The following is a 12,154-nucleotide window of genomic DNA, read 5'->3' on the forward strand; positions in this document are numbered from 1 at the left end:
TGTCTGGCATAGCGCACAGCAAGCAAGGTAAATTTATACCAATAGCACGTTCTAATGGCTATAGCTTTTTCTTGAATACTGACTGTATTTCAAACAAAAAAATAGCGCCTATGTTAATAGACGCTATGATACTTTGAATGGCAAAACTCAAATATTGGTTACTTTAACAGCAGAGCCATACCCTTTCTAAACAGCTCGCCATAAGGCGGTAACAGCAAGTTCATACCATTAATTTTAGATTGTACGAAGACAGGCTTCATATGACTTAAGCGCTCAAACCCTGCTTTGCCATGATACGCGCCGACACCTGAATGTCCTACTCCGCCAAACGGCAAATCATGCTGGGTCACATGCAAGATGACCTCATTAATACAGACTCCGCCCGACACCGTATGCGTACGCACCTTGTCGATATCGCGATCATTGTTACCAAACACATATAGCGCCAATGGACGTGGACGCGCATTGATAAAATGAATCGCATCATCAAGCGTCTCATAATGCATCAGTGGCAAAATCGGTGCGAAAATCTCATTTTGCATTACTTCACTATCCGCCTCAGGATCAGCAACGACAACTGGTGGCATTAAGCGCGTCTCAGAGCTTGCCTCAACATCAGTAAGCGGCTGCACACTATCAGCTGGCAACTTTTGCAGATAACCTGCTACACGCTTAAACTGCTCATCATTGATAATGTGGCTATAGTCTTGGTTATTGTCGATATTGGGATAGTGTTTTTGCATCCACTCTTTTGCTAGGCTAATAAAGCGTTCGTGATGTTGACGTTGAATCAATACATAATCAGGCGCGATACAAGTCTGACCCGCATTAAGGGTTTTACCCATCATTACCCGATTAACCGCATTTTCAAGATTCACATCATCAAGCACGATGACCGGTGATTTACCACCAAGCTCAAGAGTCACTGGCGTTAAATTCGGTGCCGCAGCCGCCATGACTTTTTTGCCCACTGCAGTAGAGCCAGTATAGAGTAGATGATCAAAAGGTAACTTACTAAAAGCCTCGGCAATATCGACTTCTCCCAGTACCACACAGACCATATCTGGTGAAAAATAATGCGCGACTGCTTTAGCAAAAGCTTCGGCAAATTTGGGCGCGGCCTCACTCATCTTAACCATTACCCGATTACCAGCGGTGAGCGCATCAATCATCGGTCCTATTGCCAAAAATAGCGGATAATTCCATGGCACCATAATGCCAACCACTCCTAATGGCTGCGGCTGAATCTCATTGTGCGCGGGCATATATAATGCTGAAATAGAAACGCGGCGGGTTTTCATCCATGCCTTGCCATGTTTTTTGGCATGACTGATACCAGTAAAGCTAGGGAATAGCTCCGCAAACTGAGTTTCTGACTCGCTACGATAGCCAAAATCTGCACTGATAGCCTTGGCCAAGTTTTTTTGATTATCGCTAAGTAGAGCTTCTAGATTGTCTAACTGAGCCTCACGAGTTGCCCAATCAGTAATAGGATGGGTGCGACTTAGGGTTTGCAGGTGTGAAAATTTCGCCTGTAATTGTTCTATAGTAGTAATAGTGCTCAGCGAGGTATCAGAGCTGCTTGTCATTTGAGTATTTATAGCTTGGTCGTTTATAGTTTGGTCATGATCTGTCATGTGTCGTCCTTGTCGTACACGCTAAAGTGAAAGCACCCTAGCCAGTTGCTATTTAATGTAGCGCATTGATCAATGAATGAAAAGGTCGATTCACATACTGGTAGGTTTGCATAAATTATTTTTTGAAGCAGCATCTGTACTATCTAAGAAGGAAGCATTCGCCTATTTAAGGTTGGGTGATAATAGCAAAAACTGCTAAACTCGTTATTATCATTAATTATTTAATATTATTACCTATTTAGTATCATTATCTATCTTACCTAAAGCAAATTGCTCATACAACAATAAGATGCTGACCGTTATGCAAAAACCCATACCAGAAACGATGCAAATAACATCATCAGAAACGTCGCAACAAACCTCACAACAAATAAGCGATATGCTCGTCAGAAAATCGTTGTCATCTGCTGACTACAATCCTACTCATGACGCGATGCTAGAGCGCACACTGGAACGTATCGCCTTAAAGAAAGAACAAAGCTTGCGTACGCCTGACGAGTTATGGGTAATTGATCATAACGATGTCTATACCCTTGGGCAGGCAGGTAAAGAAGAACATATTTTGCAGCATACAGACACACCCATCATTAAGACCGATCGCGGTGGACAGGTGACGTGGCATGGACATGGACAACTGGTCGTCTACTGGCTATTTGACCTACATAGTCTCGGCTGGAGCGTCCGCAATCTCGTGTCACATGCCGAGCAAGCGATAGAAGATGTAGTCAACGACTGTTTAAAAAGTCTGGCATCATCTGACATTAATAATGACAATATTAATGGCAATATCAGCGCTCATTCGCGTCGCGATGCGCCAGGTGTCTATTTATATGCCAACATGTCTCATACGCAAAATGGCGATGCTGACGTTGATATTGATAGAAATGGTGACAACCAGTCTGTCTCGCCAGCAGAAGACGCCATTATGTTAGGTAAAATCGCTTCACTAGGTTTTAAGATTAAGCATGGCTTTAGCTATCATGGCATTGCGTTAAATCTAAATTGTGATTTATCAGCATTTAATGCGATTAACCCTTGCGGTTATGCTGGCATGCAGATGTTGCGATTGGCTGACTTTGTGGCGATGAGTGAGAAACAGAATAAGCAAACAAACGAAGCATTAAGTTATGAGCAAATTACCCAAAAGCTCATCGATAACATTGCCAAACGTCATGCAGGCCTGATTGAATTACGTCCAATCGCCTCCTATAAATAGCAGCTGGACTTAACGTCTTGAGTTAATCGTCTCGTGTCAATTTGCGTTATTGAGTCTTATTTTGCATAATATCGTGCCTTCTTGGACTTAAGCTTAATGAGAAAATTTAAGCCAAACTTGTTATACTCGCAGGCGGCACAGATTAGGCATAGCGATAAACATACTACGCCAATATATGACCCTTTAATTATTTTCCGCTAACCAAGCATTTATAACAAAAGCAAATAGGAGCATTCTATGGCAGACTTCAATAAAATCTTAGACGCAGGCGACGTTGATGGCGGCATTATTAATGTCGTAATCGAAATCCCAACTGGTAGCAGTCACAAAATCGAATGGAATCGCGAGTTAGCCGTATTTGAGCTTGACCGTATTGACCCACAGATTTTCGCCAAACCTTGCAACTATGGTTTTATCCCACAAACGCTTGATGAAGATGGTGATGAGCTTGATGCGCTAATTCTTACTGAGCAGCCTTTAACGACTGGTATTTTCTTAAAAGCCAAAGTTATCGGTGTGATGAAGTTCGTTGATGATGGTGAAGTTGATGACAAAATCGTCGTTGTACCAGCTGATGATCGCAACAATGGTAATGCCTATAACAGCTTAGCAGACCTACCTGAGCAAATCATCAAACAGTTAGAGTTCCATTTTAGTCACTATAAAGACCTTAAAAAACCAGGTACTACTGTGGTTGAATCATGGGGTGATGTCGCAGAAGCGAAAGAAGTGATTAAAGAGTCTATCCAACGCTGGAAAGATATGTAAATTATCGCTTTAGGTGATAAGTAAGCATTATTTAAAATACCGCAATCATCGTTATGACGGCGGTATTTTTTTGTGTAAATTTAGGTCGTATTGAAAAACTATCAAGTTATAAAGGTTTTACCTTATAGTCAGGTCAATATAAAAGAGATTCAGTGAGACTGGGACAAATTTTGCGCAGCCTTTGTCAGCGTAGACACAGCACGCAAGAAAAATTTTTCCCAGTCTCGCGTCATAAGCTAGTGTATCCATTTAATCTAGTATCAACTGTACCATCCAACAATAATTTTATAGAGATAACATTGCTATAATGGTCATCATTCTTTACCAGCGCTTTAACGTCATTAAATAGCAAGGACTACCATGTTTAACTCCGACCCAAACTTAAAACCTATCAGTGCAAAGCTGCCAAAAGCTATCATTATGATGGTCGAAAAAGGCAATTTAGTCATGGCGATTAAGTCTTTAGCGGAAGATGAGAATATCAGTATGGACGAAGCAAAGTTGCGTATCGATGCTTATGAGACCGAGCTTAAGAACAAACAACAGCAAAACCTTACCACTATTGCCAATAAACAAGGCATTCCAAACGAAGCTCTCAGCTTTGATAGAGAGCCAGAAGTAGAAACCATGCCTGAATCATTAATCAAGCATCGCGTCAAAACAACGAAATCTGAACAAGGATTTAAAAGCTTACAAAAAGGCGTTGATAGTAAATTAAATGATATAGGCTATAAAAAACCGCTCCTCCCTTATTGGGCTAAGCGGCTGATAGTCATTGCGGCCATTATGGCAGGATTGTTTTGGATACTATGGCGCGTATTTGGCTAACACTTCAAACTATTAACATAACAATTTAAGTTAAGCGAATATCTGGATTGTAGAGTATTACTTATATTCAAACCAATTAACCCTAATTCAAACCAATTAACCCCGCTTAATGATGAGGATGAATATTTTGATAGAAATGTTAGCCCATTACATTGATGTGATTGCCAAGATAGTCGAAGTCATTGGTGTACTTATTATGTTCTTTGGACTATTTTTTGCTTTTTATCGAGGCATTCGTTTAACTGGCGGTTTCAATCATGATACCTACGTCGAGATTAGGCAGACCGTTGGCAAGTCTATTTTGCTAGGTTTAGAAGTACTCATCGCTGCCGACATTATGGCAACTGTCGTTACAGAACCTACGTTACGCAGCGTTCTAGTATTAGGCTTTATCGTACTTATTCGAACTTTTTTGAGCTTGTCACTACAAGTCGAGCTAGAAGGACGCTTTCCTTGGCAAAAAGAAAAATCACCACAGGGGTCACAGCGTGTGAATCAAAAACTTCACAATGAAACCTTTGATAACTCAAATCCAGATTTAGACCCTTGACCTCAAACTCAAAAGACGCATTGTAGATAATGACATTTATTTAAGTCATTCGTGCGCTTGCAAAAAAGCCTCGACCACGCGAAACTGTCCAGCGGTGCTCTCCTCACCATACATCGCTTGGCGAAAAGCATTAGAATTAGGAATGCCCGTAGTGTACCAAGCAATATGTTTGCGGGCGATACGGCAACCAGAGTATTCACCGTAAAAGCCATATAGCTCTTGCAGATGTGCCAGTACAATCTCTTTGATTTCGCTAACACTTGGCGCAGATAGACTCTCACCAGTACGCAAAAAATGCTCGATATCTCGAAATATCCATGGTTGTCCTTGAGCAGCACGGCCAATCATCACCGCATCGCAGCCTGTTAACTCGTAAACACGCTGAGCCTTTTGTGCGCTATCAATATCACCATTGGCGATAACAGGAATACTGATGCTTTCTTTGACCTCACGTATTAGCTCATAACGCGCTTCACCTGTATACATATCCTCACGAGTGCGCCCATGAATAGCAATGGCAGCAATGCCTGCTTGCTCTGCTCGCTTCGCCACGCGCAAAATATTCTCGCGTCCATTTTCAAAACCCAAGCGCGTTTTTAATGTCACAGGTGCATTTACGCTATTTACCGCAGCATCTAACAAACGCGCGACCAAATCTTCGTCTTGCAACAATGCAGAACCCGCTAGCTTGCGACAGACTTTTTTGGCGGGACAGCCCATATTGATATCGATAATCTGCGCACCATTATCAATCTGATAACGTGCCGCCTCAGCAAGCTTATCCGGCTCAGCCCCAGCTATTTGGGCAGAAATTGGCGCGATTTCGTTATCAAAATTGGCACGATAGAGAGATTTTTTGCGAGCATAAAGCGCCGTATCAGCGATTATCATCTCGCTGACTGCGTGACCGGCACCAAATGATTTGCATAATCTGCGAAAGGGATTGTCTGTCACACCTGCCATCGGCGCCACCATCAGGCGATTTTCAATCGTCAGACCACCGATAGTTAACGGTTGTAACAACGGATGATCATTGGCGATTTGTGCTGACGACTCAGAAGAAACTGGATTATTTATAGGCATAAAAAACGGCTTGATTCATGGTGAAAACAAGCCGTTATTCTAAGGGTTCTTGACTTTATTGCAAGCCATTCAGATGAATAACTTGCAACAATAAATACTCAGTTTTAATAATTAAACCAACTATTTATCAAACGCACTACTTATCAAACACACTACCCTGCTCTAAAGTGATATCTTCATCATGCTCTTGCATGCGCCACGGTAAACTATCTGGCGAGACATTTAAGAAGTGTAGGTATTTTTCAAACTGATCAATAATATCATTGATCACCGATTCTGATTGATAACCATATAAATCATAGGTTTGACCGCCACGGCGCAGATATACCTCAGCACGATGATGGTGCTCTTGCGGTAATTCATTGGCCATATCCTCAGTATAATAGTCAGGAATCTCATGCTCTGACAAACGAACTTCGTACCAGAATTCAACGTTATCACCACGTCTTAACTCCAATACAGCACGATCATTAACCTCATCATAGTTAACATCAGGTAACCAACCTGTTTCGGCAAACTTCTCTGCAACTTCACGCATTGACGATAGAACCGTGCCTTTTATATAACCAAGCACTTTATCACGCGTTGGCTGATTGGTTATATAATCAATACGGTCACGCCATGCGTCGAGTTTGAGTAGATGTGGCGGAAGATGATTGTCATTGGCTAGACTCTGATTGCGATGTCCTTCAATACGTAGCGCACGCCACATACCAAATGTCGAAATCAATATAATGACTGCAAAGGGTAAGGCGCTGACGATAGCGGCTGTTTGCAAAGCGCTTAGACCACCAGCGATGAGTAGAGCTGCGGCGACTGCCCCTTCAGTTATCACCCAAAACGAGCGCTGCCACCATGGCGTATCACTACGCCCACCCGCAGCAAGCGAGTCAATAACCAATGACCCTGAATCCGATGAAGTCACAAAAAAGGTAATAATTAATATTACTGTCAATGATGACACTATCTGGGTGAATGGCAAATTCTCTAACAATTTAAATAACGCTATCGCTTGGTTATTCTGCACTTCACTAATCAAGGCGTCGTAACCATCAACCATAATCATATGTAGCGCGGTATCGCCAAATACCGAGAACCAAAAGAAAGTAAATAGCGTTGGCACCAACATTACGCCTAATACAAACTCACGAATGGTGCGACCACGACTAATCTTAGCAATAAATAAACCGACAAAAGGCGCCCATGCAATCGTCCATGCAAAGATAAATAGTGTCCAGCTACCAATCCAATCACTCGATTGATAAGCTTGCAAGCTAAAGGTACGCTCAACGATATTACCCAAATAGCTGCCTGTATTTTCCATAAAAGCATTTAGAAGAAAAACAGTAGGGCCAACGATAAATACAAATAGCATCAGTGCCGTTGCTAGCAACATGTTTAAGATAGACAACCGCTTTACGCCTTTATCCATACCTGCTAACACAGATACCAAGGCAGCAGCTGTCACTAAGGCAATGATAATAACCTGCACAGTCGTATTAACTGGAACCATATTTGGTAGCAAATAATTTAGCCCAGCATTAATTTGCGCCACCGATAGACCTAGACTGGTGGCGATACCGAACATGGTACCCACAATTGCAAACACATCAACAGTATGCCCAATAGGGCCATAGATCTTGTCACCAATTAATGGATATAAGGTTGAGCGCACTGACAATGGCAAGCCATGACGAAAGGAAAAATACGCCAGTGATAAACCTACCACGCCATAAATAGCCCAAATATGAAAACCCCAGTGAAAATAAGCAATTTGCATGGCTTCTTTGGCCGCAGCTATGGTTTGAGGCTCTGACAATGGCGGCGTTGCAAAATGTAGCACAGGTTCGGCGACACCATAGAATAGCAAGGCAATACCGTAGCCTGCCGAAAACAACATGGCAAACCATTCAAGAAACTTATACTCAGCCTCTGCATGGTCAGGACCCAGCTTAATACTGCCATAAGATGAAAATGCTAAGGCAACAATAAACACTAAGAATATAGCGACTGCTAACATATAAAACCAACCGAAAGTATCGGTGGTAAAAGCCAGTACTGTACTAAATAACTCGCCAGCAGCTACTGGATTAATCGCTGTGCCAATCACCAGCAACAGCATGATGGCAGCTGCTGGTAAAAATACTGGCAGCAAAATGGTAGAGCGAGGTAATTTACTCATAAAAAATAATGTCCTCAAATTAATGCAGCGTTATTGAATAAAAAGGTCATTCGTAGAAGCAATGTAGAACCGATGCGCCCAACAAAATATAGTTTGTACCATACTCTTTGTCTGAACCCCAGATGTAGCACTGACTTGTAACACTACTTTAACGATTGTTACATGACTATTACCAAGCAATAAAAAAGGCAGCTTGCTAGCTGCCTAGTTATACTTATTGAGAAAATCTTAATATATAACGATCAAACTGGCTTTACCAGATTAAAAAACAGTGTTTTTATTTTATGAATCGGAAATTATCGCTGCAAGTTGTTTGGCAGTTTCAGCAAGTTTTTCACTATCTGCCTGCTTAACTGCATGGCGACCTAGCTCATGGATGCTTGATGGAATCAGATGTACATGGTAATGAAATACCGTCTGCCCAGCTTGCGATCCATTCAATTGCATTTGAATAATACCTTCACGCTCAAATACCTGACGTTGCGCTTGCATGACCTTTTTAGACGTCATCAAAACAGCTACGGCATATTCTGGTTCAAGATCCACTAAATCAACGGCTTTTTGCTTAGGTATTACCAGTACATGACCCTCTGCTTGCGGCATAATATCCATAAAGGCGAGGGTTTTATCATCTTCATAAACCTTGTGATATGGAATATCACCGTTTAGCATTTTGGCAAAAATATTGTTTTCATCGTATTTGGTTTTCTGATTAGCTTGTGTCATTATTTTTTCCTTAAATATTTATTAATGGTTAATGCATCATCGTATCTGGTTACATATTACCTGCCATATATAGTGGACGAAATATAGTCTGAGTACAAGACACATCTAAAACTGTTAACGTGCAGGCAAGTCGCTACTTGATAGCTATCTTCTAACAATATTAGCAATCTAAACACTCTATTTTATTGGCGTGCAAGCCCTATTCAATGCTATATTAAGTCCTCACTTTGTTAATGTTAGGTTTATGAATTTGACTACCTTACCTACTCAGTCATCATCTAATTCTGATTCTGATACACCATTATCTGCAGTGTCAGATCATGTAGAATCACTGGAAAATAGCGCCAGTCCAAAAACTATCGCCCCAAACACCATTATCCTAGCTGAAGCACTAACCGATACGACTATCAGTTGGCAAATTCACAACTGCAAAATCAGTGAAAAAACGGTTACACAAGATGTTCCAATGCAGTTCTTGTATCATTACGATAGTTTAGATGATAATGTCAAACAGACCCATCCGTTGACACCTGCTCTGCTTGCACAATTTAATACGCCTATGACTGCCGATGCTGCTGCCAAGCTTATTGGGATTGCAGATGGTTTATTAGCAAGCCCTTGGCACGTCAAGGTAATCGGCTCGCTGGTTGTCTTTAGTGAAGCCCTGCAATTAGCCGTACGCCTACATTGGACGAATACAGGCAAAGCGACGCAGCAGGTATACACCAAGGACGCGGATGATGCTATGACAGCTGCTTTTAAAGATTGGCAATTTTTTGGCCGTGTAGATGTTCTTTATAAAAATGCTAAGCAAACCCTAGTCAGTATTGATGAGCAGAGTACAAGCGATGAGCCGCTACTCACTATTGATGCTAGTACTGATTATCAACAGCTATTAGCCCCTCACGCTTTAGCAATTATTACCAAATTAGAAGCCGACAAAACAGAATTACCTTGGTTTGAAACGGCAATTTTAGAACGGGTTGGGTAGCACCTTACCTTCAGGCTCCTTATTATGATATTACAATCGAAGTATCATTATCGACGAATTGTTTTTAGTTACTCATATCTAATGGTATGGTAACGGCCTAGTATTATTCACTAGTACTCAGAGGCTATAAAAAGCAGACTTTAAAAAAGCATACTATCAACATCAAAGCTGAGGCTAAATTTTTCAATAAACCTCGCCTATTTGTAAGGAATATCAAATGGATTATCGCTCAAAAACCTCTACCGGTGGTCGTAATATGGCAGGTGCACGCGCACTATGGCGTGCAACTGGCATGACTGATGGCGACTTTGGCAAGCCTATTATTGCCATTGCCAACTCATTCACCCAGTTTGTACCCGGTCACGTGCATTTAAAAGACCTTGGACAACTGGTCGCACGCGAGATTGAAAAAGCTGGCGGTGTCGCAAAAGAGTTTAATACTATTGCGGTCGATGATGGTATTGCGATGGGTCATAGCGGTATGTTGTATTCACTGCCAAGTCGCGACTTGATTGCCGACTCTGTCGAATACATGGTCAATGCTCATTGCGCTGATGCGTTAGTTTGTATTTCCAACTGCGATAAAATCACTCCTGGTATGTTAATGGCTGCAATGCGTCTAAATATTCCAGTAGTGTTTATTTCAGGTGGGCCGATGGAAGCGGGCAAAATTCTAGCCAGTACGGTCGGTAAGAGTCACAATAATGAAGACAGTAACGGCAGTGCGGTTCGTAAACTTGACCTTGTTGATGCGATGATGGACGCCGCTGATGACAGCATTAGCGATGAAGATGTCGCTGCTATTGAAGCCTCAGCCTGCCCTACTTGCGGTTCGTGCTCTGGTATGTTTACTGCCAACTCGATGAACTGCTTGACCGAAGCCTTAGGATTGGCCTTACCGGGTAATGGCTCGCTGTTGGCGACTCATTCGCTGCGTCGCGAGCTGTTTTTAGAAGCTGGGCGTACCATTGTCTCGCTTGCCAAACGTCGTTATGAGCAAGATGATGATTCGGTATTACCGCGCTCAATCGCCAGCAAGGCGGCTTTTGAAAATGCGATGACATTAGATATCGCGATGGGTGGCTCGACCAATACTATTTTGCATTTATTGGCAGCAGCTAACGAAGCAGAAGTCGATTTTAAAATGTCAGATATCGATCGCCTAAGTCGCGGTGTGCCTTGCCTTGCAAAAGTTGCGCCTGCCTCACAAAAATACCATATGGAAGATGTGCATCGTGCCGGCGGTGTCTTTGCATTATTGGCCGAGCTTGATCGTGCAGGATTACTGAAGACTGACGTGCCGACCATTCATAGTGCGACGATGAAAGAAGCTATCGATAAGTGGGATATTATGAATCCTGATAATTCTGAAGCGCGTGCACGATATATCGCTGCCCCTGGTGGCGTACGTACAACCGAAGCGTTCTCTCAGTCAAAAGAATGGTCAAATCTAGACGTTAACCGTGAGTCAGGCTGTATTCGTAGTGCTAAGCATGCCTATTCAGAAGATGGTGGCCTTGCAGTGTTGTATGGCAATATCGCTGAGCGTGGCTGCGTGGTCAAAACCGCAGGCGTCGATGAGAGCATCTTAACCTTTACCGGGCGCGCTCGCTTATTTGAATCGCAAGATGATGCCGTCGCCGCCGTATTGGCTGACAACATCGTAGCAGGTGACGTCGTTATCATCCGCTATGAAGGACCAAAAGGCGGCCCCGGCATGCAAGAGATGCTGTATCCAACGACTTACCTTAAGTCTAAAGGTCTGGGCAAAGAATGCGCCCTACTGACAGATGGTCGTTTCTCTGGTGGCACATCAGGTTTATCAATTGGTCATGCCAGCCCTGAAGCGGCTGAAGGCGGTGCGATTGGTCTGGTTGAAGAAGGCGATACTATTCATATCGACATCCCGAACCGTACCATCAATATGCAGGTCAGCGATGCAGATTTGGCCACTCGCCGCGAAGCCATGGAAGCTCGCGGTCGCGATGCTTGGAAGCCAGTAAGTCGTGAACGTCATGTCTCTCCTGCCCTACGTGCTTATGCTGCCATGACTACCAGCGCTGATACTGGCGCGGTACGTGATGTGAGTCAAGTCGAGCGTTAATTGCAGACAAACAATTTAATTTTTTAAATCAAGCCTGCGCTATGCAGGCTTTTTTTTCACCAAAAAACA

10 protein-coding genes are annotated in these 12,154 nt (G+C 42.7%); 6 read left to right on the forward strand and 4 right to left on the reverse strand.

Translation table 11 applies throughout. The annotated features are described in order from the left end of the window. Positions 1-158: 158 nt before the first annotated feature. Complete coding sequence (locus AK825_RS08025) at positions 159-1,637, reverse strand: coniferyl aldehyde dehydrogenase (protein WP_068036106.1); 1,479 nt, start codon at positions 1,635-1,637, stop codon at positions 159-161. 325 nt (positions 1,638-1,962) lie between these two features. On the opposite strand from AK825_RS08025, the gene AK825_RS08030 reads away from it, so the two are divergent. The 4 genes from AK825_RS08030 (at position 1,963) to AK825_RS08045 (ending at position 4,999) form a co-directional block, all read left to right on the forward strand. After that, complete coding sequence (locus tag AK825_RS08030) at positions 1,963-2,853, forward strand: octanoyltransferase (RefSeq protein WP_068039211.1); 891 nt, start codon at positions 1,963-1,965, stop codon at positions 2,851-2,853. 237 nt (positions 2,854-3,090) lie between these two features. Then, entirely contained in the window at positions 3,091-3,621 is a 531-nt protein-coding gene (locus tag AK825_RS08035; RefSeq protein WP_068036108.1) for an inorganic diphosphatase, read from the forward strand. Between the two features lie 360 nt (positions 3,622-3,981). Beyond that, on the forward strand, positions 3,982-4,449 hold the full coding sequence (locus tag AK825_RS08040; protein ID WP_068036110.1) for a hypothetical protein: 468 nt from the start codon (positions 3,982-3,984) through the stop codon (positions 4,447-4,449). 136 nt (positions 4,450-4,585) lie between these two features. After that, entirely contained in the window at positions 4,586-4,999 is a 414-nt protein-coding gene (locus tag AK825_RS08045; protein WP_068039214.1) for a DUF1622 domain-containing protein, read from the forward strand. A 45-nt stretch (positions 5,000-5,044) separates the two neighbouring features. Here AK825_RS08045 and dusB read toward each other — a convergent pair whose 3' ends face one another. From dusB to AK825_RS08060, 3 genes are all read right to left on the reverse strand, one after another. After that, the gene (gene dusB, locus AK825_RS08050) at positions 5,045-6,082 is read right to left on the reverse strand and encodes a tRNA dihydrouridine synthase DusB (RefSeq protein ID WP_082787211.1); all 1,038 of its coding nucleotides are present in this window, start codon (positions 6,080-6,082) and stop codon (positions 5,045-5,047) included. A 136-nt stretch (positions 6,083-6,218) separates the two neighbouring features. After that, positions 6,219-8,264: a BCCT family transporter gene (locus AK825_RS08055; RefSeq protein WP_068036112.1), complete on the reverse strand. Its 2,046-nt coding sequence runs from the start codon at positions 8,262-8,264 to the stop codon at positions 6,219-6,221. A gap of 282 nt (positions 8,265-8,546) precedes the next feature. Beyond that, positions 8,547-8,990: an HIT domain-containing protein gene (locus tag AK825_RS08060; protein WP_068036113.1), complete on the reverse strand. Its 444-nt coding sequence runs from the start codon at positions 8,988-8,990 to the stop codon at positions 8,547-8,549. Positions 8,991-9,234: 244 nt separating this feature from the next. Here AK825_RS08060 and AK825_RS08065 point away from each other — a divergent pair, with 244 nt between their 5' ends. Both AK825_RS08065 and ilvD read left to right on the forward strand, forming a co-directional pair. After that, on the forward strand, positions 9,235-9,981 hold the full coding sequence (locus tag AK825_RS08065) for a hypothetical protein (RefSeq protein ID WP_068036116.1): 747 nt from the start codon (positions 9,235-9,237) through the stop codon (positions 9,979-9,981). Between the two features lie 217 nt (positions 9,982-10,198). Continuing rightward, positions 10,199-12,085, forward strand: a complete 1,887-nt coding sequence (ilvD, locus tag AK825_RS08070; protein ID WP_068036118.1) for a dihydroxy-acid dehydratase — start codon at positions 10,199-10,201, stop codon at positions 12,083-12,085. Positions 12,086-12,154: the final 69 nt, after the last annotated feature.

The sequence above is a fragment of the Psychrobacter sp. P11G5 genome (assembly GCF_001593305.1).
Taxonomy (GTDB): Bacteria; Pseudomonadota; Gammaproteobacteria; order Pseudomonadales; family Moraxellaceae; genus Psychrobacter.